Genomic DNA, 21986 nt, shown 5'->3' on the forward strand with positions numbered 1-21986 from the left:
AGTGCCAGCGACCCCGGGCAATCCACTGATCGGTGATCACCGTGTCGTCGCGACGACAGCCGCGCCCGGCGCGGTCGTGATGACCGCACCGGGCGCGGGACGTTTCCCGGTACGGAGGCGGGCGACCCGCCTCCGTACCCCCGGGTTCAGAGCGCCGGCGGGGTCAGCGTGCCGACGGCGCTCTCCAGCGCGGCGGCGACCCGGTACATCCGGTCGTCGGCCATGGTCGGCGCCATGATCTGGAAGCCGACCGGGAGCCCCTCGGACAGGCCGCACGGCACCGAGATGGCCGGGCCGCCGTACAGGTTCGTCGGGATGGTGAACAGGTCCGCCAGGTACATCTGGTACGGGTCGGCGGTACGCGACCCGATCGGGAACGCCACGAACGGCGTGGTCGGCGAGATCAGCGCGTCGACCTGCTCGAACGCGCTGGTGAAGTCCCGCGTGATCAGCGTGCGGACCTTCTGCGCCTGACCGTAGTAGGCGTCGTAGTAGCCCGACGAGAGCGCGTACGTGCCGATCATGATGCGGCGCTTGACCTCGGGGCCGAAGCCGGCCTCGCGGGTCATCGACATGACCTCCTCCAGCGACCGGTTGCCGTCGTCGCCGACCCGCAGGCCGAACCGGACGCCGTCGAACCGGGCCAGGTTGGAGGAGCACTCGCTCGGTGCGATCAGATAGTAGGCCGGCAGCGCGTACTTGAAGTGCGGGCAGGAGATCTCGACGATCTCGGCGCCCAGCTTCGCCAGCGCCTCGGCCGACTCGCGGAACGCGGCCATCACGCCCGGCTCCGCGCCCTCGCCGGTGAACTCGGTGACCACGCCGAGCTTCACGCCGGTCAGGTCACCGGTGGCGCCGCGCCGCGCCGCGGCCACCACGTCCGGCACCGGGGCCGGGATCGAGGTGGAGTCGCGCGGGTCGTGACCGCCGATCGCCTCGTGCAGCAACGCGGCGTCGAGCACGGTACGCGCGCACGGGCCGGGCGTGTCCAGCGACGAGGAGAACGCGACCAGGCCGTAGCGGGAGGTGCCGCCGTAGGTGGGCTTCGCGCCGACGGTGCCGGTGACCGCGCCGGGCTGGCGGATCGAGCCGCCGGTGTCCGAGCCGATCGACAGCGGCGCCTCGTACGCGGCCAGCGCCGCCGCGCTGCCGCCGCCGGAGCCGCCCGGGATCCGGTCGGTGTCCCACGGGTTGCGGGTCGGACCGTACGCCGAGTATTCCGTGGAGGAGCCCATCGCGAACTCGTCCATGTTCGTCTTGCCGAGCATCACCGTGCCGGCCGCGCGCAGCCGCTCGACGATCGTCGAGTCGTACGGCGGGCGCCAGCCCTCCAGGATCTTCGACCCGACGGTGGTCGGCACGCCCTTGGTGGTCAGGACGTCCTTCACGGCGACCGGCACACCGGCGAGCGGGCCCAGTTCCTCACCGGCGGCGCGCCGCTCGTCCACGGCACGGGCGGCGGCGAGCGCTCCCTCGGTGTCGACGTGCAGGAACGCGTGCACCCGGTCGTCGACGGCGCCGATGCGGTCCAGGTGGGCCTGGGTGACCTCGACCGCGGAGGTCTCGCCGCTCGCCACCAGCCCGGCGATCTCGACGGCGGTCAACTTCGTCAGGTCGGTCATGCCGGCACTCCGCTTCGCTCCGTGCCGTCACGACCGACAACCACGCTGAGCCTGATGATTCGCTCGCTGCGCTCGCTCATGAGGCCACATCCTCGTCCAGGATCCGCGGGACGCGGAACCGCTGCTCCTCGGCGTCGGGGGCGCCCGACAGCGCCTCCTGCGGGGTCAGGCCCGGCCGCACCACGTCCTCGCGGAGCACGTTCGTCAGCGGCACGGAGTGGGACGTCGGCGGGATGTCCGCCGCGGCGACCTCGCCGACCTGCGCGACCGACTGGAGGATCACATCCAGCTGGCCGGCGAAGGTGTCCAGCTCCTCCTCCGTGACGGCGAGCCGCGACAGTCGCGCGAGGTGCGCGACCTCCTCGCGGGAGATGGCGGCCATCAGTGCCCCCTTCGTGGCTGTCCTGAGACGTCTGCGGTGGGCCGGCCGCGCGTACGGGCGTGCTCGATGACGCGCGGTGACCGGAGCGAGTCTATTGTCCCGCCGTCACGACGACGCCTTCGACTCCCCCTCCGGCGCCGGACCGCTGCGGCTCCCCGCCTCCGCCGGGCGCACCGGGCGGTAGCGGGACAGCCAGGCCACCAGGTCCTCGGCCGGCATCGGCCGGGCGTGGAACCAGCCCTGCGCCACGTCGCACCCGGCGGCGTGCAGCAGCCGCCAGGTGCGCTCGTCCTCCACGCCCTCGGCCACCACCCGCAGCCCGAGCGCGCCGGCCAGTTCGATCATCGAGCGGACGATCGCGGCGTCGTCCGGATCCTCGGCCATCCCGAGGACGAACGACCGGTCCACCTTCACCTCGGACAGCGGGAGCCGGCGCAGGTGCTGCAGCGACGAGTAGCCGGTGCCGAAGTCGTCGAGCGCGATGCCGACGCCGATGCGGTGCAGCTGGGTGATGCTGGCGAGCACCCGCCGCGGGTCGGCCATCAGCGCGCCTTCGGTGATCTCCACCTGGAGGCGCTCCGGCGGCACGCCGTACCGGGCCAGGCGGTCGGCGATCTGGTCGGCGATCTCGCCGGTGTGCAGGTCACGGACGCTGACGTTGAGCGCGGCCCGCAGCGTGAGCCCGGCCGCCGACCACTTGGCGAGCTGCTCCACCACGTCGTCCACCACGCGGCGGGTGAGCAGCCGCATCACCGCGCTCTGCTCGGCGACCTGGATCAGCTCGCCCGGGTCGACCATGCCCCGGCGCGGGTGCCGCCAGCGCAGCAGCGCCTCGACGCCCACCACCTCGCCGGTCGCGATGGCGATCTGCGGCTGGTAGTACATGGTGATCTCGCCCGGGTGCGCGGCCTGGTCGTCCGGCTCGGCGGTCGTGCTCCCGTCGGCGGTCGGGCCGATGACGCCCGGCGCGCCCGTACTCACGGTGGCCTCCGCGTCGTGGGTGACGTCCCCGTCGGCGGTCTCGGTAGCCGGCGTTAACTGCGTGTCGCCCACCACGAACGGGCCGGCGACCGAGCCGGCCCCGGCGTGGGCGGCGCGGCGGCGGATCGGGTCGGCGCCGGTGAGGATCCGCTCGATCAGGTCGTCGTCGTGCCGCTCCTCGGCCCGGTCCCGGCGACGCCGCAGCCACCGGTTCGGCCCGTCGCCGGACCGCCCGCGGCCGCCGTCGCGCGCCGGGCGCTGGTTGCGGGCCGGGCGGTCGGCCCGGACCGGCAGCGCCGGCTGGAGGGCGGCGCCGTCACCCCCGCGTACGCCGACCGTCTCGCCGCCCTGCGCGGACGGGCCGGACTCCAGCACCCGGCGAAGGTCGGCCAGCAGACTCAGCCGCTCGGCCGAGTTGTGGTCGGACTCCGGCGCGTAGACCGCCACCGTGTCGTTGCGGTGCTTCGCGTCGTACATGGCCACGTCGGCGTGACGCATCAGGGTGGCGAAGTCCTCGCCGTGGTCGGGGTAGAGCGCGATGCCGATGGCGCCGCCCACGTCCAGCGGCAGCCCGTCCAGCGGCACCGGCTCGGCGAGCGCGGCCACCACCCGGTCGGCCCGCTCGCGGGCCTGGTCGATGTCGGTGAGCCGGGGTACGACGATGGCGAACTCGTCGCCGCCGAGCCGCGCCACCATGTCACCGCCGTCCACAGCGCCCATCAGCCGGGCGCTCACCTCGACCAGCAGGCGGTCACCCACGGCGTGCCCGAGCGCGTCGTTGACGTGCTTGAACCGGTCCAGGTCGAGCAGCAGCAGCGCCAGGTGGGCGTCCGGCGCGCCCCGGGCGGCCCGGTCGCCGTGCAGGTGCACCTGCTCGGCCACCTCGGTCAGCAGCGCCTTGCGGTTGGGCAGCCCGGTGAGCGGGTCCACGTCGGCGAGCTGTTCCCGTTCGGCGGAGAGCCGGGCCATCCGGTAGACCGCGAACAGCGGCACCAGCACCAGCGGGATCAGCGCCGCGCTGGCCCGGGCGGCGGCCACCAGCACCGGCGCGAGCAGCAGCAGCGAACCGGTGGCGAGCAGCTCGTAGGCCAGGCCGCTGCGGACGCTGGGCCACCAGCGGTCGCCGAAGCGCAACCGGACCGCCGAGCTGACCAGCCCGTAGTTGACCACGAACCAGGCGACCGTCGCGCCGCCCACCGCCGCCACGTCGGTCCAGTGCAACCGGCCGCCGTCGAACAGCTCACCCGGGCCGATCCGGGTGACCGCGTACGCGGCGGCCAGCGCGCACGCGTACTGCGCCGCGTTGAAGCCGGTGCGCCAGGGCGCGTACCCGAGCCGCAAGCCGCTGACCGCGACCGCCACGGCCTGCACCGCGACGGCCGGACCGAAGCCCCAGCCGAGCAGGATGGCGAAGGTGAAGCAGGTCGACGGGAACACCGCCGAGGTCTGCCGCCGGCCGGGCGGGACGAACGGGCGGGCGTCGCAGGCGACGGCGAGCGCCGCCATGGTCCAGAACGCGGCCGGCAGTTCGCTCCACCTCTCGGCGAGCGCGACGAGCGGACCGGCCGAGACCGCCAGGGCGACGAGGCCGATCGCGCCGACGAAGCCGAAGAACGGCCCGCTCCGCCCGGGCGGGACGGAGTTACGCGGGTCGCCGGTCTCCATCGCACCTCCCGGGGAACGTCCTGGCGCGCGCCGTCACGCGTCGTACGCCAATGAAACGCCCTCCGAGGCGATTTCCCCGACACGACAGTCACGAATCGGTCGTAGTCGTAATTAACTTGGTATCCGCCGGACGGAAGCTGTGACCAGCCTGTCAGTCCTCCGCCCGGGCCACCTCGCGGGCCGCCTCCGGGCCGGAGTCCAGCAGGACGCGGAATCCGTCCTCGTCGAGGATCGGCAGTTTCAGGGTGGCGGCCTTGTCGGCCTTGGAGCCGGGATTGTCGCCGACCACCACGAAGCCGGTCTTCTTGGAGACCGAGCCGGTCACCTTGCCGCCCCGGGCTTGGATCGCCTCGGCCGCCTGGTCACGGCTGAACCCGCTGAGCGTGCCGGTGACCACCACAGTGACGCCGTCGAGCGGTCGCGGCCCCTCGTCGGCGGCCTCCTCGGCCATCCGTACGCCCGCCTCGGCCCACTTGCGCACCACGTCGCGGTGCCAGTCGACGGCGAACCACTCCTTCACGCTCGCCGCGATGGTCGGGCCGACGCCGTCCACCGAGGACAGCTCCTCCTCGCTCGCGGCCTCGATCGCGGCGACCGAGCGGAAGTGCCGGGCGAGCGCCTGGGCGGCGGTGGGGCCGACGTGCCGGATGGACAGCGCCACCAGCACGCGCCACAGGTCCCGTTCCTTGGCCTCGGCGAGGTTGTCGAGCAGCTTGGTGGCGTTGCTGCCCAGGCTGCCGTCCTTGTTGACGAAGAACGGCGACCGGCTCAGCTGCTCGGCGTCGAGCTGGAACAGGTCGCCCTCGTTGGTGATGATCTGGGCGTCGAGCAGCGCCGCGGCGCCCTTCTCGCCGAGCACCTCGATGTCGAGCACCTTGCGGCTGGCCAGGTAGAAGACCCGCTCGCGGATCTGACCGGGGCAGGCCCGCCCGTTGGGGCAGCGGATGTCGACGTCGCTCTCCTTGGCCGGCGCGAGCGGCGTGCCGCAGGCCGGGCAGGTGGTCGGCATGACGAACGGGCGGGCGTCGGCCGGGCGCAGCTCGACCACCGGGCCGAGCACCTCGGGGATCACGTCGCCGGCCTTGCGCAGCACCACCGTGTCACCGATGAGCACGCCCTTGCGCTCGACCTCGCGGGCGTTGTGCAGCGTGGCCAGCGCCACTGTGGAGCCGGCCACCCGGACCGGTTCGAGGACGGCGAACGGGGTGACCCGGCCGGTGCGCCCGACGTTGACGTCGATGTCGAGCAGCTTGGTGTTGACCTCTTCCGGCGGGTATTTGAAGGCGATCGCCCAGCGGGGCGCCCGGCTGGTCGAGCCGAGACGGCCCTGGATGGAGACCGGGTCGACCTTGACCACCACGCCGTCGATCTCGTGCTCGACGTCGTGCCGGTGCTTGCCGTAGTAGGCGATGTAGTCCGCGACCCCGGCCAGGTCGTCCACCACCCGCCACCGGTCGCTGGTGGGCAGCCCCCACGCCTTGAGCGCGGCGTACGACTCGGACTGCGCGGCCGGCCGGAACCCGGTGCGCGCGCCGATGCCGTGCACCACCAGGCGCAGCGGGCGGGAGGCGGTCACCCGGGGGTCCTTCTGCCGCAGGCTGCCGGCGGCGGCGTTGCGCGGGTTGGCGAACGGCGCCTTGCCCTGCTCGACCAGGCTCGCGTTCAGGTCGGCGAACGCGGCCACCGGGAAGTAGATCTCGCCGCGCACCTCGATCAGATCCGGCACGTCGGGGAAGTCGTCGGCCGGGGTCAGCCGGGCCGGCACCCCCTTGATGCTGCGCACGTTGGCGGTGACGTCCTCGCCGGTGCGGCCGTCGCCCCGGGTCGCGGCGCGCACCAGCCGGCCCTTCTCGTAGGTCAGGTTGATGGCGAGCCCGTCGACCTTCAGCTCGCACAGATAGGGCACCGGGCCGCCCGCGTCGCGCTCGACCCGCTCGGACCAGGCCGCCAGCTCCTCGTCGGCGAAGGCGTTGTCGAGCGAGAGCATCCGCTCGGCGTGCGCGACCGGCGTGAAGTCGGTGGAGAAGGTGCCGCCGACCCGCTGGGTGGGCGAGTCGGGCGTGCGCAGCGCCGGGTATTCGGCCTCCAGCGCCTCCAGTTCCCGCAGCTGCCTGTCGAACTCCGCGTCGGTGACGGTCGGCGCGTCGAGCACGTAGTAGCGGTACTGGTGCTCGGTCAGCTCCTGGCTGAGCGTGGCGTGCCGCTCCCGGGCCGCCGGGGTCGGCTCGGCACCCGCCGCCGCGTCCTGGGCCGCGTCGACCGCTGGGGGAACCGCTTCTTCGGACACGCCGCCGCCTTCGGACACCGCTGTCGACCTCCCGTGTTCGTGCTACCCGAGAACCGTAGCGGTCGGGGGTGACAGTCGTCCGGCCACCCGCGCCGAGCAGGGCGAACCGGCGCCGGTCGCGCCGCCGGGCGGGTGCGGCCCGGCCGTGCGACGATCGCGTCGGCGGTGCTGGGCGACAACGGTCGGGAAGGCGGGCGACGGATGCGCGACGGGGTGATCTGGGCGCTGGTGATCGTGGCCTGCGTCGCGGCCGGCTGGCTGTGGAACGACTGGCGCCGCCGCTCGGCCGAACGCGCCGCCGGGACGCGCGACCGGGCCGGTGGACGGCGGCCGGGCACCGGCCGTGGCAGCCGGAGCAGCGGGCCGGGCGGCGACCGGCCCGGCACCGACCGGACCGGCGGTGGACGCGGCGACGACCGGCCCGGTGGCGGGCGCCGCGGTGACCGGGCCGGCGGCGGGTCGCGAGGTGAGCGCGTCGGCGCGCCGCCGAGGCCACGGGGCGCCCGGACCGACCGGGACGAGCCCCGGCCCGGGGAGATCTGGTGGGCCGACGTGCCCTACGCCGACGGAACCGGTTCCAAGGTGCGCCCCTGCCTGGTGCTGCGCGTCGACGGCCGGGACGCCGAGGTGCTGAAGATCACCAGCCAGGACAAGTCGGACCGGGACGACCACCTGCCGATCCCGACGCGGGACTGGGATCCGGACGCCGACCACGACAGCTACCTGGACGTCAGCGAGCCGATCCCGGTGCCGCTGAGCGCGTTCGCCGACCGGGCCGGCACCTGCGACCCCGCCCTGTGGCGCGGCATCCGCCGCCTCGACCACCTCACCGGCTGACCCGTCCGCGGCAGCCGGCACCCGGACCCGTCCGCCCCGCGAGCCGAACCGGCGCCCGAAACCACCCGCGCGAGCCGGAAGCGGCGTCCGAACCACCCGCGCGAGCGGGAGCCGGTGCGGCTGTCCGGCCCTCAGCGCGCGGGCTGGGCTCCTCCGTCGAAGGCCGCGGCGAGCGCGGTGAGCTGACCGGCGTACTCGATCCGGCCGGCCCACCCGGCGGGCCAGGCGGCCATGCCGTACGCGGCGCCGACGAACGCGCCGGCCAGGGCGGCGATGGAGTCCGAGTCACCGGCCGTGGTGGCGCCCCGGGCCAGCGCGCCGACCGGGTCGTCGGTGTGGCGCAGCGCGCAGAGCAGCGCGGTGGCGAGAGCCTCCTCGGCGATCCACCCCTCGCCGGTGAACCGGCACGGGTCGCCGCCGTCGTCCGGGCGGGCCAGCGCCGCCTCCAGCCGGCCGAGCACGCGCAGGCAGTCGTCCCAGCCCCGGGCGACGAACTCGGCCGCGCTGCTCTCGCCGGGCCGCTGCCACAGGTCGCCCAGCCAGTCGTCCCGGTAGACGGTGCGCTGCTCCCGGGCCCGCTCGGTGAGCAGGCCGGGCAGCTCCGGCAGCGCCGCACCGTCGCGCAACAGCCGGACCGCGTACGCGGTCAGCTCGCTCGCCGCCAGCCCGGTCGGGTGGCCGTGGGTGAGACCGGCCTGGAGCTGGGCCAGCCCGGCCATCGTGTCCAGGTCGACGTCGAGCAGCCCGACCGGGGTGACCCGCATGTTCGCGCCGCAGCCCTTGGAACCGGCGACCGTGGCCTCCTGCCAGCGGGCGCCCCGGGCCAGCTCGGCGCAGGCCCGCAGGCAGGTCATGCCGGGGGCGCGGTTGTTCTCCGGGCTGACCGACCAGTCGACGAAGCGCTGCCGCAGCAGCGGCTCCACCGCCCCCGCCGTGTACGCGGGCGCGTCGTGCAGCGCCCACGCCACTGCGAGCGCCATCTGGGTGTCGTCGGTGACCAGGGCCGGGTCGCCGGTCAGCTCGCGCGGACCGCCCGGACCGTAGCGCCGGACGATCTCGGTGACGGTGAGGAACTCGGTCGGCTTGCCCAGGGCGTCGCCGTAGGCCAGGCCGAACAGCGAACCGGCGGCGCGGCCGGTGGCGGTGGAGGCGGTCACGGTGGCGATCATGCCCCCGCCGCGCAAGTCGCGGAAGATCAGTCCCAGCAGAGGCAGAACGGGTGGCCGGCCGGGTCGGCGTAGACCCGGAAGCCCTCCCCCTCACCCGGCAGCCGTCGCGCGCCGAGCGCCAGCGCCGCCTTCTCGGCCGCCTCGATGTCGTCGACAGTCACGTCGAGGTGGAACTGCTGCGGCCGGGCCGGGTCGGGCCAGTCGGGGGCGCGCAGGCCGGGCGCCCGCTGGAAGGCCACCCGCGGCTGGTGCCCGGGCGGGCCGCCGAGCACCACCCACTCGTCGCCGTCGGAGTCCTCCTCCACCAGGGGCAGGCCGAGCAGCTCGGAGTAGAAGGCGGCGAGCGCGTGCGGATCGGGGCAGTCGATCACTGTGGAACGCAGTCGTCCAATCATGCCGGTCATCGTGCCCGGCGGGTACGACGGAAAAACGTCAGTCCTCGGCGAGCCGCCGGCCGGCGTCGCGGCAGGCGGTGAGCACCGCGCGGGCGTACGCCGGGGTGGCGCCGGCCAGACCGCACGCGGGGGTGACCACCACCTGCTCGGCCAGCCGGCGACGGGGGAAGCCGAGGTGGTCCCAGACCCGCCGGATGCGGTCGGCGACCTCGGCCGACGTCGGCGCCCGGCCGGACGGCGGCGGCAGCGTCGGCGCGGCGCCGGCCAGCAGCCCGAGCCCGGCGTCGATCACCTCGCCGAGCGGGTCGAGGTCGGTGACGAGCGACAGGTCGAGCGCGACGCCCACGGCCCCGGCGGACCGGATCAGCTCCAGCGGGGCGTCCGGCGCGCAGCAGTGCACGAGCGCCGGGACGCCGGCCGCCTCCATCACGTCGTGCAGCAGCCCGCGCGCCACCTCGGTCTCCACCGGTCGGTGGGTGCCGAAGCCGCTCTCGGTGGGCACCCGGCCGGCCAGCACCGCCGGCAGGGACGGCTCGTCGAGCTGGAGCAGCACCGAGGCGCGGGGCAGCCGCCGGGTCACCGCCTCGACGTGCCCGCGCAGCCCTTCGCCGAGCGAGCCGGCGAGGTCGCGTACCGCGCCCGGGTCGCGCAGCATCCGGCCGCCGATCGGCAGCTCCAGCGCGGCGGCGAGGGTGAACGGGCCGGCGGCCTGGACCTTGACCGGTCCGGCGTACTCCTCGGCCTGCTCGGCGAGCTGGTCGAGGTCGCGTTCCATCAGGTCGCGAGCGCGGCGCAGGTCGCGGCCGGGGCGCGGGGCGATCCGCCAGCGGGCCGCGTACAGCTCGACCGGAAGTTCGACGAGCAGGCCGGCGGTGCGGCCGACGATGTCCGCGCCCGGCCCTCGCGCGGGCAGCTCGGGCAGGTGCGGCAGGGCGGGCAGCTCGCCGAGCACGATCCGCTGCGCCTCGGTGATGTCGGTTCCGGGCAGCGACCCGATCCCGGTCGCCGCGCCGGTGGGCCAGGGCCACGCCTGCTCAGTCACGGCCGCAGCCTATCCGCTGCCCGTCGCCGGTCAGGCAGCGGTGATGGTGGCGGAGCCGAGGACCACGTCGCCGGCCGGGTCCGGCCGGTAGGCCACGATCGCCTGACCGGCGGCGACACCCCGCACCGGGCGGCGCAGCGACGCGCGCAGCCCGTCGGCGTCGACCTCGACGGCGGCCGGCACCACGTCGCCGTGTGCCCGGAGCTGCACCTCGCACTCGACCGGCCCGTCCGGGCGCGGCCCGCCGGTCCACACCGGGCGGGTGGCCCGCACGTCGGAGACCTCCAGCGCCTCGGCCGGGCCGACCGTCACGGTGTTCGTGGTCGGGGTGATGGACAGGACGTAGCGGGGCCGGCCGTCCGGCGCCGGGCGGTCCAGGTGCAGGCCACGCCGCTGCCCGACGGTGTACTGGTAGGCGCCGCTGTGGCTGCCCACCACCGCGCCGGTGAGCGCGTCCACCACCTGGCCCGGCGCCTCGCCGAGCCGCTCGGCCAGGAAGCCGCGGGTGTCGCCGTCGGCGATGAAGCAGATGTCGTGCGAGTCCGGCTTGTCGGCCACGGCCAGGCCGCGCCGGGCGGCCTCCGCGCGCACCTCGGCCTTCGTCGAGTCGCCGAGCGGGAAGATCGACCGGTCGAGCTGCGCGCGGGTCAGCACCGCCAGCACGTACGACTGGTCCTTGGCCGCGTCCACGCTGCGGCGCAGCAGGCCGTCGGCGCCGAGCCGGGCGTGGTGGCCGGTGACCACCGCGTCGAAGCCCAGGGCCACGGCCCGGTCCAGCACCGCCGCGAACTTGATCTTCTCGTTGCAGCGCAGGCAGGGATTCGGGGTACGCCCGGCGGCGTACTCGGCCACGAAGTCGTCCACCACGTCGTCGTGGAACCGGTCGGCCATGTCCCACACGTAGAACGGGATGCCGAGCACGTCGGCGGCGCGCCGGGCGTCCCGGGAGTCCTCCAGCGTGCAGCAGCCCCGGGCGCCGGTGCGGTACGTCTGCGGGTTACGGGCCAGCGCCAGGTGCACGCCTGTCACGTCGTGCCCGGCCTCCACCGCCCGTGCCGCCGCGACGGCGGAGTCCACCCCGCCCGACATCGCCGCCAGAACCCTCACCGGCCCACTCCCCTCGTCCTCACCGAGGGTATCCGGGTCAGCGGGGAGTACGGAGGGCGGCCGCGCGGCGGGCCCGCTCCACCGCGGCCGGCAGCGCGGCGATCAGCGCGTCCACGTCCGCGCCGGTGCTCGTGTGCCCGAGCGTGAAGCGCAGCGAGGACCGGGCCCGGTCGTCGTCGGCGCCCATGGCCAGCAGCACGTGTGAGGGCTGGGCCACCCCGGCGGAGCAGGCCGACCCGGTCGAGCAGGCGATGCCCTGGGCGTCCAGGAGCAGCAGCAGCGCGTCCCCCTCGCAGCCGGGGAAGGAGAAGTGCGCGTTGCCCGGGAGCCGGTCGGCCGGGTCGCCGTTGAAGATCACCTCGGGGACGGCCTGCCGGACCCGCTCGACCAGCTCGTCGCGGAGCGCGGCGACGCGGGCGGCGTACTCCTGCTGGCCCTTGACCGCGCTCTCGACGGCGACCGCGAACGCGACGATGCCCGCGGTGTCGAGCGTCCCGGAGCGTACGTCGCGCTCCTGGCCGCCGCCGTGCAGCAGCGGGGTGGCCGCCACGTCGCGGGCCAGCAGCAGCGCGCCCACGCCGGCCGGGCCGCCGAGCTTGTGCCCGGTCACGGTGAGCGCTGACACGCCGCTGGCGGCGAAGTCGACCGGGACCTGCCCGACCGCCTGGATGGCGTCGGTGTGGAACGGCACCCCGTGCTCGGCGGCGACGGCGGCCAGCTCGGCCACCGGCTGGACGGTGCCCACCTCGTTGTTCGCCCACATGGCGGTGACCACCGCGACGCGCTCGCTGTGCTCGGCCAGCTCGGCGCGCAGTCGCTCCGGATCGAGCCGCCCGGCCGCGTCGACCGGAAGCCAGCCGGCCTGCGCGCCCTCGTGCTCGACCAGCCAGTCCACCGCGTCGAGGACGGCGTGGTGCTCGACCGCGCTGGAGACCACCCGGACCCGGTCGGCGCGGGCGGCGCGACGGGCCCAGAAGACGCCCTTCACGGCGAGGTTGTCGCTCTCCGTGCCGCCGCCGGTGAAGATCACCTCGGAGGGGCGGGCGCCGAGCGCGGCGGCCACCCGCTCGCGGGACTCCTCCACCCGCCGCCGGGCCCGGCGACCCGCCGCGTGCAGCGACGAGGCGTTGCCGACCTCGCGGGCGACAGCGACGTACGCCTCGAGTGCCTCGTCCAGCATCGGGGTCGTCGCGGCGTGATCAAGGTATGCCATCACGGTTCAGCCTAACGGCCTGCGTACCCGGCCCCGGGGGCCGGACCGCCCCGTCCCACCCGGGGCGGTCCGGCCCGCTCACGCGGGCCCGTCATGATCACGCGGGAACGGCCGTGACCACGATGTTGTCCCGGTAGCTGCGGGTCTTCGCGTCGAACGGCCCGCCGCAGGTGATCAGCGTCAGGCGCGGCTTGCCGTCGCGCGCGAAGTACCGCTCCAGCGGGATCTTCGACTTCCGGTACTCCTCCCGGGCCACCACCCGGTACGAGCGCTCGCGGCCGTCCGCGCCGGTGGCGGTGAGCTCGTCCCCCCGGCCCAGCTCACGCAGCCGGAAGAACGCCCCCTTGCCCTGCTCGGCGCTGTCCACGTGCCCGGCGATCACCACCGAGCCGGCACCGGCCTCCAGGCCCGGGCCGTAGCGGTACCAGCCGACCTGGTCCACGCTGGGCGGCACCTCGAACTCGTCGGTGCGCTCGTTGACGCCCACCGGGTTGACGGTGGCGGTGACCCGGATCGGCGGGATGCTCAGCTTCACCGGCGGGACGATCTCGGCGCCGGCGGGCAGCGTGCCCGGGTTCACCGGGACCGAGCCGCCGCCGGTCGCCGAGGGCGCGGGCGTGGGCGTGGCACTGGCCAGCGCGGTCACCTCGTCGCCGCCGACGTCCTCGGCGGGCTCGGAGCCGCACGCCACCACTGTCGCCAGGGTGAGCGCGGCGGCGCCGGCGGCCATCGCCGCCAGCGCCCCGCGGTTGCGCACCGTCACCGGCGACCGGCCCGGGCGGTTGCCGCCACCCGCGCCCCGCCGCCGACCAGGAGCAGCACGCCGGCCCCGGCCAGCACGTACCACCAGGTGTCCACGCCGGTGCCGGCCTGGCCGCCGGTGCCGCTGGGCACGCCGCCCGGCGCCGAGTGCAGGCCGCTGATGGTCTGGGCGACCACGTTCAGGTTCTTCGCCTCGGCCGAGCCGATCGCGTAGACGATGGTGGCGGTGCCCTCCTTCAGGTTCAGGTCGGCCGGGCCGATGGCGACGGTGTCGGTGCCGGCGAGCACCACGTCCGCCTCGACCGAGCCGGCGGCCACGTCCGCCTTGGCCTCCTTCGGGTTGGTCAGGTTCTCGAAGACCGGCTTCCCGCCGGCCCGCACGTCGACGGCCGGGGCGGCGGCGGTGTGCCGGACGATCAGCCGGGCCTTGCCGGCGCCCACCTTGGACACGTCGTTGACGAACGGGGTGATCTGCGGCTCGCCGGCGGCGCTGAGGTGGGCGGCGAGGCTGATGTTCGCCCCGCCCGGCACCTCGGCGTCGTCCACCTTCAGGATCGCCTGGTCGATCGCCTCGCCGGGCTTGGTCAGGGCGATGTCGTACTCCCCCTCGGGCAGGGTGAGCGGGCCGGCGACGTCGCCGGGCTTGAAGTTGTTCAGCGTCTTCTCGCCGTTGACGTACACGTCGACCGGGGTGTCCGGGATGCCGTGGACCACGGAGACCTTCGACGAGGCGGCGTAGGCCGGGCTCATGGTGGCGGCGCCGACGCCGGCGAAGGTGAGGGTGGCCACCGCGCCGCCCGCGGCGACCCGACGGAACATCGCGTACTGCATTGTCTGCCTCCTGGTGGTTGATGCTGATTCGTCAGGCCTGGCTTGCAGAACGGGTTACGCCGGCTCCGTCGCCCCCGGATGCGCCCGGATCCGATTTCTTTTTCCCGTCTCCGGGCGCATCCGCCGGACCCTGCGGCGACGAAGGAGAGGTGACGAGGGTCGTGACGGACACACCGGGAGAGTGGGGCGGGGGCTGTGGGAGTTACAGTCGGGCATGCCCCACGGAAGGCGAGCCGCCCGGTGACGGCGGCCAGGCAGGGCCCCGAACCGCCGGGCGAGGACGACCTCGCCACCCGGTTCCGCGACGGCGACGAGGCGGCCCTGCGAGAGGCGTACGACAGGTACGGGCGAGCGGTGCTGCACCTGGCCACCACGACGCTCGTGAACCGCAGTGACGCCGAGGACGTGACCCAGGCGACGTTCGTCGCCGCCTGGCTCGGCCGGGAGACGTTCGACCCGGCGAAAGGCTCACTGGTCGGCTGGCTGCTCGGGATCGGGCGGCGCAAGGTGGTCGACCGGATCCGGGCCGCGGCCCGGGAGACCCGGGTGGTCGAGACGGTGAAGCAACTGCCGGAGCCGGTCTCCACCGGCCCCGACCCGGACACCGTTGTCGACCGGCTGGTGGTCGCCGACGAGCTGGCCCGACTCCCCGACGAACAACGCCGGATGCTGGAGCTGGCGTTCTACGACGACCTGACACACCAGCAGATCGCGGCGGTGACCGGAGTGCCGCTCGGCACCGTCAAGAGTCACATCAGACGCGGCATGCAGAGCCTGAAACGCAGATGGGAGGTGGACGGTGCAGCACCTGGACCACGACCGGCTGGTCTTTCTGGCGCTCGGTGAGAGCGAGGCGGCTGACGGCGAGGCCACCCATCTGGACACCTGCGACCACTGCCGGGGCGAGATGGAGTCGCTCCAGCACGTCGCCGGGCTCGGCGCCGGCACCCAGGGCCTGGCCAACCTGCCCGACCCGCCGGAGCACATCTGGCAGGGCATCGTGGCCGAGATCCGGGCCGCCGAGGAGCTGCCGGCGCTGACCGAACGGCGCCTGCCGCGCCCGGCCGACCCGGTGGAGCCGGCCGCCGTACCCGTCGTGGCACGTCGTCCGCGGCGGAGCCGGCGCTGGCCGGGGTGGGCGACCACGGCGGTCACCGCCACCGCCGCCGCGGTGATCGGCGTGGCCGGTACGGCCGCGGTGCTCGGCGGTGGCGGCGGCGAGCCGGCCGACCCCGAGCCGCCGGTGGTGGCCAGCGCGCCGCTCGCCGCGTTCGGCGCGACGCCGAAGGACGCCTCCGGCGACGCCCGGGTGCTCGGTGACAACCGGTTGCATCTGCACGTGGCGAATCTCCCGAGCGTTCCGGGGTACTACGAGGTCTGGCTGATCGATCCGAACACGATGGAGATGTTCTCCGTGGGTACGCTGAGCAACGGCTCGGGGGATGCGCTGCTGCCGATCCCCCCGAACGTCGACCTGCGCACCTACACCGTGGTCGACGTCAGCGCGGAGCAGTACGACAACAAGCCCGGCCACTCCGGCGACAGCCTGCTGAGGGGCACCCTGACGGGCTGATCGGCGGGCCGGCTCAGCTCCCCGGCCCGCCGATCAGCTCCCTACGAGAAAGGCCGCCGCCCGGTGCACCGGGCGGCGGCCTTTTCTCACGCGACGCTCACTTGCGCTTGCGGATCTCCTCGGCGGCCTGCGGGACGACCTTGAACAGGTCGCCGACCACGCCGTAGTCGGCCAGCTCGAAGATCGGCGCCTCGGCGTCCTTGTTCACCGCGACGATGGTCTTCGAGGTCTGCATGCCGGCCCGGTGCTGGATCGCGCCGGAGATGCCCAGCGCGACGTAGAGCTGCGGGGAGACCGTCTTGCCGGTCTGACCGACCTGGAACTGGTGCGGGTAGTAGCCGGAGTCGACGGCCGCGCGGGACGCGCCGACCGCGCCGCCGAGCAGGTCGGCCATCTCCTCGACCAGCTTGAAGTTGTCGGCGTTGCCGACACCGCGACCGCCGGAAACGACGACCGACGCCTCGGTCAGCTCGGGACGGGAGCCCTTCTGCTCGGCGACCCGCTCGACGACCTTGGCCAGCTTGTCCGCGTCGGTGACCGACACGGTGAGCTGCTCGACGGCCGGGGTGGCCGCGGCCGGGGCCGGGTTGAGCGAGTTCGGCCGGACGGTGACCAGCGGCAGGCCCTTGGTGACCTTGGACTTGACGATGGTGGAGCCGGCGAACGCGACCTGGGTGGCGGTGCCGTCGGCGGCCAGGCCGACCACGTCGGTCAGGATGCCGTTGTCCAGCTTGACCGCCAGGCGGGCGGCGATCTCCTTGCCCTCCTGGGAGGAGGCGAGCAGCACGGCGGCCGGCTGGACGCGCTTGACCAGCTCGGCGACAACTGTCGCCTTGGGGGCCACCAGGTAGCCGTCGATCTCCTCGCCCTCGGCGGCGTAGATCTTCTCCGCGCCGTACTCGCCGAGCTTGGCGCTCAGCGCCTCGGCGGCGCCGGCGCCACCGAGGACGACAGCGCTCGGGGTGCCCAGCTCGCGGGCGAGGGTGAGCATCTCCAGGGTGACCTTCTTGACGCCGAATTCCTTGGTGGCTTCGACGACGACGAGAACCTCAGACATGTCAGTGACCTCTCACACGAACTTCTCGGTGGCGAGGAACTCGACCAGCTTCACGCCGCCCTCGCCCTCGTCGGTGATCTTCTCGCCGCCGGAGCGCGGCGGGCGCTTGGAGTGCTCGACCACGGCGCTGGTGGCGCCGTCGAAGCCCACCTCGGCCGGGGCCACGCCCAGGTCGCCCAGGGAGAGCGTCTGCACCGGCTTCTTCTTGGCGGCCATGATGCCCTTGAAGGACGGGTAGCGCGGCTCGTTGATGGTGTCCCAGACGGAGACCACGGCCGGGGTGGAGGCGGTGACCACCTCGTAGCCCTCCTCGGTCTGCCGCTCGACGGTCAGGTTCGCGCCGTCGACGGTGAGCTTGCGGGCGCCGGTCAGGGCGGCCACGCCCAGCCGCTCGGCGATCATGTGCGGCATGACCTGGACCCGGCCGTCGGTCGACTCGGCGCCGCAGATGACCAGGTCGGCGTTGAGCTGACCGAGGGCGGCGGCGAGCACCTTCGAGGTGGCCACCGCGCAGGAGCCGTGCAGGGCGTCGTCGACGACGTGGACGGCCTTGTCCGGGCCCATGGAGAGCGCCTTGCGGATCGACTCGGTCGCCCGGTCCGGACCCATGGTCAGGATGGTGACCTCACCGCCGTGCGCCTCCTTGATCTTCAACGCCTCCTCGATGGCGTACTCGTCCATCTCGTTGATGACGTTGTTCGCCGAACCGCGGTCGACGGTGTTGTCGTCAGAACGCAGGTTGCGGTCCGCGCCCGAATCGGGCACCTGCTTGACGAGTACGACGATGTTCATCGCGCTTCGACGACCCTCCTGTTTGGTGTAGCGATCACTCGCCCGGTCACGGGCGCAGCCTCCCGCGTGACGCAACGTGGGTCAACCGCGGGCAGCTGTGCACTTCCCCACGAGGCAATGTTACCCGCAAGTAGCATGGCCACCCCGGCGGCCCGGAGTGACGCAACTCACCACCGTCATGCCGCCTCGGCCAGCGCCTGCCGGATCTTCTCGATCGCCGCCGCCTCGGCCGGCTCGATCCCCCGGTGCGCCTGCGCCACCCGCTCCGCCGCGGCCAGCACCACCGACCGGTACGTCTCGACGTCGTCCGGCGACTTGGCGCGCAGGATCTCCACCGACCGGCCCAGCGCGGGCAGCACCACCGACTCGATCTCCATGACCGAGTCCCGGGGGAGCTGCGGCAGCGGCCCGGTGGTCAGTGCCTCCTTGACCACACCTCCCACCTCGGCGAGCGCACCGGAGGCGGCGAAGCTCTCCCGCACCATGGCCAGCACGCCGGGCACGGCGTTGGAGACCAGGAACACGGCACCGAACGCGCCGGTCTTCAGGGTGAGCCGCTCGTCCGCCGTCAACCGTTCCATGATCACGGAGTGTAGACGTAGGGCGTGGAGGTGGTGACCGCAACGAGCCCGAGCCGCTCCAGGATGGGCCGGCTGTCCGGCGAGCAGTCCACCTGCAGCAGCGCCTTGCCGCGCTGCTGCGCCAGCCGCGCCCGGTACGCCACGAGCGCCCGGTAGATGCCCTTCTTCCGCCACTGCGGCAGCGTCGAGCCGCCCCAGAGGCTGGCGAAGCCGGTGCCGCGCTGGTAGCGGATCCAGCCCGCGCTGACCACCGTCTCCCCCGCCTCGGCCACCACCACCGTGATCGACTGCGGGTCCGCCTCGATCTCCCGGAGCAGGCCGATCACCAGGTGGCTGCGGTCGGTGCGCCAGACCTGCTCCTCCATCGCCGCGATCCGTTCCAGGTCGGCCCGGCTGGTGACCTCGCGCAGGCGTACCCCCTCGGGGAGCACCGGGACGGCGGCGGCCAGCGGCGCGACCGGGCCGACCACGACGGTCTCCTGGTCTTCCGGTACGAACCCGGCGGCGCGCAGCCGGTCACCCAGGTCGGCCGGCTCGTCGTGACCGGCGAGCTTCCACTCGACCGACTCGCCCCGGGCCCGGAAGACCGCGACCTGCCGGGCGATGAGCGCGTCCAGCTCGGCGCCGGCCAGGCCGTCGAGCGTCCGGTAGGTGAGGAAGCCCCGGTGGTCGAGGCCGAGCACGCGGAACAGCGGGCCGTCGCGCTCCACCGTCACCCCGTCCGGCAGCGGGTCCGGCAGCTCCGGTCGGATCTGGCTGTCGTAGGCGTCACGCAGCTCGCGCGCGTCAAGATCGGTCATCCCCCCAGGCTAGGCGCGGGGCAAAGCGGATAATCGGCAGCGTGTGGGAGTCGATCAAGAGCTGGTTCGACCCGCGTGAGCTGCGTTCGGTCGGCACCCCGCCGGACTACCGCTTCTCGCTGGCGAACGAACGGACCTTCCTGGCCTGGCTGCGGACAGGGCTCGCGCTGGTCGCGGGCGGGCTGGCCGCCGCCCAGTTCCTCCCGCCGCTGCGCCTGGCCCACCTGCGCGAGGCGCTCGCGGTCGCGTTGCTGCTGCTCGGCGCGGCCGTCTCGATCCGGGCGGTCGACCACTGGGCGCGCACCGAACGCGCCATGCGGCTGAACGAGGAGCTGCCCGCGTCCCGCTTCCCGGCCGTGCTGGCGCTCGTCGTCGCGGTCGGCGCGCTGCTGCTGGTGGCCGCCGTGCTGGTGGGCGGCGCGGGGTGACCCGAGATCCCGGGCTGCAGCCCGAGCGCACCCGGCTGGCCTGGCGGCGGACGCTGCTCACGCTGACCGCGGTGCTGCTGCTCCAGCTCCGGCCGGCATTCAGCGGCCGGGCCGCGGACGCGGCACCGGCCGGGGCCGCGGTCCTGGTCTGGCTCGCCGTGCTGGTGGTGACGTGGCACCGGGCCACCGGCACCGGGCCGCGGCGGTTCGACAGCTGGTCGGTGCCGCTGACCGCGCTCGGTGCGGCCGGACTGGCGGTGCTCGGTGTGGCGCACGTGCTCGGCGGGGTGCGCTGACGTGCGGCGGTGAGCCATCATGGGGCATGGCCCGCCTCTACGTGCTGCTCTTCCTGGTTCAGATCGTCCTCGCCGTGTGCGCGCTGATCAGCTGCCTCTCCGCCGACGAGGAGAAGGTCAAGGCGCTGCCCCGGATGATCTGGGTGTTGATCATTCTCTTCTTCCCGCTGGTCGGCTCGATCGCCTGGTTCCTGGTGGGCCGCGAGCGCCCGGCCGGGACCGCCGGCGTCACCGGCACGACCCGTCCCGCCGCCCCGGCGGCCCGCCGCCCGCTCGCACCGGACGACGACCCGGAGTTCCTCGCCTCGCTGGACGAGCGGTCCCGCCGCGAGGACCAGGAACGGCTGCGGCTGTGGGAGGAGGACCTGCGCCGCCGCGAGGAGGAACTGCGCGGCCGTCCGGACGACCGGGACCGCCCCGAGGTCTGACACGCGCCGCGGGCCGCCCGACGGTCACCCGGCGGACGGCCCGCACGCGCCGTGTCTCAGGCCAGGTTCGACGAACGGGGGTACGCGTCCGCGGGGTCGGTCAGCACGTTCACCAGGTACGGCACGCCCGAGTCGAACGCGCGCCCCAGCGCGGGCCCGAGGTCGGCGGCCTTCTCCACCGTCTCGCCCCCGCCGCCCAGCGCCTCGACCACCTTGTCGTAGCGCAGGCCGGGCTGGAGGTCGGCGGCCACGTCGTAGCCGTACATCGCCCGCATCGGGTGCTTCTCCAGCCCCCAGATGCCGTTGTTGCCGACCACGATCACCACCGGCAGCTTCTGCCGGACCAGCGACTCCACGTCCATCAGCGAGAAGCCGGCCGCGCCGTCGCCCATCAGCACGCAGATCTGCCGGTCCGGGTGGCTGACCCGGGCGCCCATCGCGTAGCCCATGCCGGTGCCGAGGCACCCGTACGGGCCGGGGTCGAGCCAGGTGCCCGGCTGGGCGGGCTCCAGGTACCGCCCGGCGTACGAGACGAAGTCGCCGCCGTCGCCGATGGTGATGGCGTCCGGGGCGAGCACCTTGCGCAGCTCGCCGTAGATCCGGGCCGGGCGGATCGGGTCGCTCTCGGCGGCCATCTCCTCCGCGTCGCGGGACTTCGCCGCGTCCTCGGCGGTCCGCAGCTCGGCGATCCAGTCGGCGTGGTCGGCCCGGTCACCGGTGTGGTCGGCGAACGCGCCGAGGATCAGCCGCAGGTCACCGGCCGGCGCGGCGGCCGGCTGCACGTGCCCGGCCCGCTGGCTCGGTGCGTCCACCACGTGCACCACCTGGGCGTCGCCGAAGTCGCCGAAGGAGAGCCGGAAGTCCAGCGGGGTGCCGATCACCACGACCACGTCGGCGCCCTTGAGCGCGACCCGGCGGGCCTTGGCGAAGGCGAGCGGGTGCTCCGGCGGCAGCGCGCCCCGGCCCATGCCGTTGGTGAACACCGGCACCCGCAGCGACTCGGCGGCGGCACGCAGCGCCTCGACGGCGTCGCCCGCGTACACGTCGGAACCGGCGATGATCACCGGCCGGGACGCGCCCGCGATCAGGCGGGCCGCCTTGGCCACCTCGTCCGGGTCCGGCTCGATCGGCGCCGGCGGCGTGACCGCCGGCAGGTCGGCGTCACCGACCGAGAAGACCGCCTCCAGCGGGAAGTCCAGGAAGACCGGGCCGCGGTGCGGGGTGAGCGCGGTGGTCAGCGCCGCCGACACCGCGCGCGGGATGTCGTCGGCGCTGAACACCGTCTCGGCGTGCTTGGTCACCGGCGCGACCAGCGGCAGGTGGTCCATCTCCTGGAGGCTGCCCGAGCCCCAGCGGAACTGCGGCGCCCGCCCGCCGAGCACCAGCACCGGCGAGGCGTTGAAGAACGCGCTGGTCAGGCCGGAGACCCCGTTGGTGACGCCGGGGCCGGCGGTGAGCACGGCCAGGCCGGGGCGGCGCTGGAGCTTGGCGACCGCCTCGGCGGCGAACACGGCGGACTGCTCGTGCCGCACGTCGTAGAGGGGGAAACCCGCCTTGTGCGCGGCGTCGTAGAGCGGGAAGACGTGCCCGCCGGACAGCGTGAACATCTCCCGTACGCCGTGCGCGCGTAGTGCCGCGAGTGCCAGATCGCCCCCGTGGCCCTCGATCCGCTCCGTCATGCCATTCCCCTTCGTCGACCGACCGGGGTCACGCTACTGGCCGGTATCGCGGATGTGAA

General features: G+C 74.2%; 22 protein-coding genes. 6 read left to right on the forward strand and 16 right to left on the reverse strand.

What is annotated here, in order from left to right:
* Positions 1 to 146: 146 nt before the first annotated feature.
* From gatA to ligA, 4 genes are all read right to left on the reverse strand, one after another.
* A complete protein-coding gene (gene gatA / locus M8C11_RS11090; protein ID WP_252449473.1) occupies positions 147 to 1622 on the reverse strand; it encodes an Asp-tRNA(Asn)/Glu-tRNA(Gln) amidotransferase subunit GatA in 1476 nt (491 codons plus the stop codon).
* A gap of 76 nt (positions 1623 to 1698) precedes the next feature.
* The gene (gatC, locus tag M8C11_RS11095) at positions 1699 to 2004 is read right to left on the reverse strand and encodes an Asp-tRNA(Asn)/Glu-tRNA(Gln) amidotransferase subunit GatC (protein ID WP_013284468.1); all 306 of its coding nucleotides are present in this window, start codon (positions 2002 to 2004) and stop codon (positions 1699 to 1701) included.
* Positions 2005 to 2109: 105 nt separating this feature from the next.
* Positions 2110 to 4650: a bifunctional diguanylate cyclase/phosphodiesterase gene (locus tag M8C11_RS11100; RefSeq protein WP_252449474.1), complete on the reverse strand. Its 2541-nt coding sequence runs from the start codon at positions 4648 to 4650 to the stop codon at positions 2110 to 2112.
* A gap of 151 nt (positions 4651 to 4801) precedes the next feature.
* A complete protein-coding gene (gene ligA / locus M8C11_RS11105; protein WP_374667821.1) occupies positions 4802 to 6955 on the reverse strand; it encodes an NAD-dependent DNA ligase LigA in 2154 nt (717 codons plus the stop codon).
* Between the two features lie 183 nt (positions 6956 to 7138).
* On the opposite strand from ligA, the gene M8C11_RS11110 reads away from it, so the two are divergent.
* Complete coding sequence (locus tag M8C11_RS11110; RefSeq protein ID WP_252449476.1) at positions 7139 to 7774, forward strand: type II toxin-antitoxin system PemK/MazF family toxin; 636 nt, start codon at positions 7139 to 7141, stop codon at positions 7772 to 7774.
* Between the two features lie 131 nt (positions 7775 to 7905).
* Here the strand turns inward: M8C11_RS11110 and M8C11_RS11115 are convergent, their stop codons facing one another.
* The 7 genes from M8C11_RS11115 to M8C11_RS11145 form a co-directional block, all read right to left on the reverse strand.
* Positions 7906 to 8940 carry an ADP-ribosylglycohydrolase family protein gene (locus tag M8C11_RS11115; protein ID WP_252449525.1) on the reverse strand — a complete coding sequence of 345 codons (1035 nt, stop codon included), beginning with the start codon at positions 8938 to 8940 and terminating at the stop codon, positions 7906 to 7908.
* 29 nt (positions 8941 to 8969) lie between these two features.
* Positions 8970 to 9338: a VOC family protein gene (locus M8C11_RS11120; RefSeq protein ID WP_205775917.1), complete on the reverse strand. Its 369-nt coding sequence runs from the start codon at positions 9336 to 9338 to the stop codon at positions 8970 to 8972.
* Between the two features lie 37 nt (positions 9339 to 9375).
* The gene (locus M8C11_RS11125; protein WP_252449477.1) at positions 9376 to 10380 is read right to left on the reverse strand and encodes a methionine synthase; all 1005 of its coding nucleotides are present in this window, start codon (positions 10378 to 10380) and stop codon (positions 9376 to 9378) included.
* Between the two features lie 30 nt (positions 10381 to 10410).
* Positions 10411 to 11487, reverse strand: a complete 1077-nt coding sequence (gene mnmA, locus M8C11_RS11130; protein ID WP_013284461.1) for a tRNA 2-thiouridine(34) synthase MnmA — start codon at positions 11485 to 11487, stop codon at positions 10411 to 10413.
* Between the two features lie 37 nt (positions 11488 to 11524).
* Positions 11525 to 12700 (reverse strand): cysteine desulfurase family protein, encoded by a 1176-nt coding sequence (locus M8C11_RS11135; RefSeq protein WP_252449478.1) that lies wholly within the window; start codon positions 12698 to 12700, stop codon positions 11525 to 11527.
* Between the two features lie 97 nt (positions 12701 to 12797).
* A complete protein-coding gene (locus M8C11_RS11140) occupies positions 12798 to 13463 on the reverse strand; it encodes a class F sortase (protein WP_252449479.1) in 666 nt (221 codons plus the stop codon).
* Positions 13460 to 14293 (reverse strand): DUF4397 domain-containing protein, encoded by an 834-nt coding sequence (locus M8C11_RS11145; RefSeq protein ID WP_252449480.1) that lies wholly within the window; start codon positions 14291 to 14293, stop codon positions 13460 to 13462. Before M8C11_RS11145 ends, M8C11_RS11140 begins: the two co-directional genes overlap by 4 nt.
* Positions 14294 to 14533: 240 nt before the next feature.
* Here M8C11_RS11145 and M8C11_RS11150 point away from each other — a divergent pair, with 240 nt between their 5' ends.
* Together M8C11_RS11150 and M8C11_RS11155 are read left to right on the forward strand one after the other, a co-directional pair.
* Positions 14534 to 15139: an RNA polymerase sigma factor gene (locus tag M8C11_RS11150; RefSeq protein ID WP_120571328.1), complete on the forward strand. Its 606-nt coding sequence runs from the start codon at positions 14534 to 14536 to the stop codon at positions 15137 to 15139.
* A complete protein-coding gene (locus M8C11_RS11155) occupies positions 15093 to 15866 on the forward strand; it encodes an anti-sigma factor (protein ID WP_252449481.1) in 774 nt (257 codons plus the stop codon). The genes M8C11_RS11150 and M8C11_RS11155 overlap by 47 nt, the downstream gene beginning before the upstream one ends.
* 97 nt (positions 15867 to 15963) lie before the next feature.
* On the opposite strand, the gene M8C11_RS11160 is transcribed toward M8C11_RS11155, so the two are convergent.
* From M8C11_RS11160 to M8C11_RS11175, 4 genes are all read right to left on the reverse strand, one after another.
* Positions 15964 to 16923: an electron transfer flavoprotein subunit alpha/FixB family protein gene (locus M8C11_RS11160; protein ID WP_013474293.1), complete on the reverse strand. Its 960-nt coding sequence runs from the start codon at positions 16921 to 16923 to the stop codon at positions 15964 to 15966.
* A gap of 12 nt (positions 16924 to 16935) precedes the next feature.
* Positions 16936 to 17715, reverse strand: coding sequence for an electron transfer flavoprotein subunit beta/FixA family protein (locus M8C11_RS11165; protein ID WP_120571331.1), 780 nt, complete (start codon positions 17713 to 17715; stop codon positions 16936 to 16938).
* Between the two features lie 176 nt (positions 17716 to 17891).
* Positions 17892 to 18296 (reverse strand): hypothetical protein, encoded by a 405-nt coding sequence (locus M8C11_RS11170; protein ID WP_120573938.1) that lies wholly within the window; start codon positions 18294 to 18296, stop codon positions 17892 to 17894.
* A 2-nt stretch (positions 18297 to 18298) separates the two neighbouring features.
* The gene (locus M8C11_RS11175) at positions 18299 to 19096 is read right to left on the reverse strand and encodes a GNAT family N-acetyltransferase (RefSeq protein WP_252449482.1); all 798 of its coding nucleotides are present in this window, start codon (positions 19094 to 19096) and stop codon (positions 18299 to 18301) included.
* A gap of 41 nt (positions 19097 to 19137) precedes the next feature.
* Here M8C11_RS11175 and M8C11_RS11180 point away from each other — a divergent pair, with 41 nt between their 5' ends.
* Genes M8C11_RS11180 through M8C11_RS11190 form a run of 3 tightly spaced genes read left to right on the forward strand, consistent with a single transcriptional unit; the run spans position 19138 to position 20248 of the window.
* Positions 19138 to 19524: a DUF202 domain-containing protein gene (locus M8C11_RS11180; protein ID WP_252449483.1), complete on the forward strand. Its 387-nt coding sequence runs from the start codon at positions 19138 to 19140 to the stop codon at positions 19522 to 19524.
* Positions 19521 to 19820, forward strand: coding sequence for a DUF202 domain-containing protein (locus M8C11_RS11185; protein ID WP_252449484.1), 300 nt, complete (start codon positions 19521 to 19523; stop codon positions 19818 to 19820). The genes M8C11_RS11180 and M8C11_RS11185 overlap by 4 nt, the downstream gene beginning before the upstream one ends.
* 26 nt (positions 19821 to 19846) lie before the next feature.
* Positions 19847 to 20248, forward strand: a complete 402-nt coding sequence (locus M8C11_RS11190) for a PLD nuclease N-terminal domain-containing protein (protein WP_120571335.1) — start codon at positions 19847 to 19849, stop codon at positions 20246 to 20248.
* Between the two features lie 56 nt (positions 20249 to 20304).
* Here the strand turns inward: M8C11_RS11190 and M8C11_RS11195 are convergent, their stop codons facing one another.
* Positions 20305 to 21927, reverse strand: coding sequence for an acetolactate synthase (locus tag M8C11_RS11195; RefSeq protein ID WP_120571336.1), 1623 nt, complete (start codon positions 21925 to 21927; stop codon positions 20305 to 20307).
* Between the last annotated feature and the right edge of the window lie 59 nt (positions 21928 to 21986).

Origin of the sequence: Micromonospora sp. CPM1 (assembly GCF_023896895.1) — a bacterium.
In the GTDB taxonomy this organism is placed as follows: domain Bacteria; phylum Actinomycetota; class Actinomycetes; order Mycobacteriales; family Micromonosporaceae; genus Micromonospora; species Micromonospora tulbaghiae.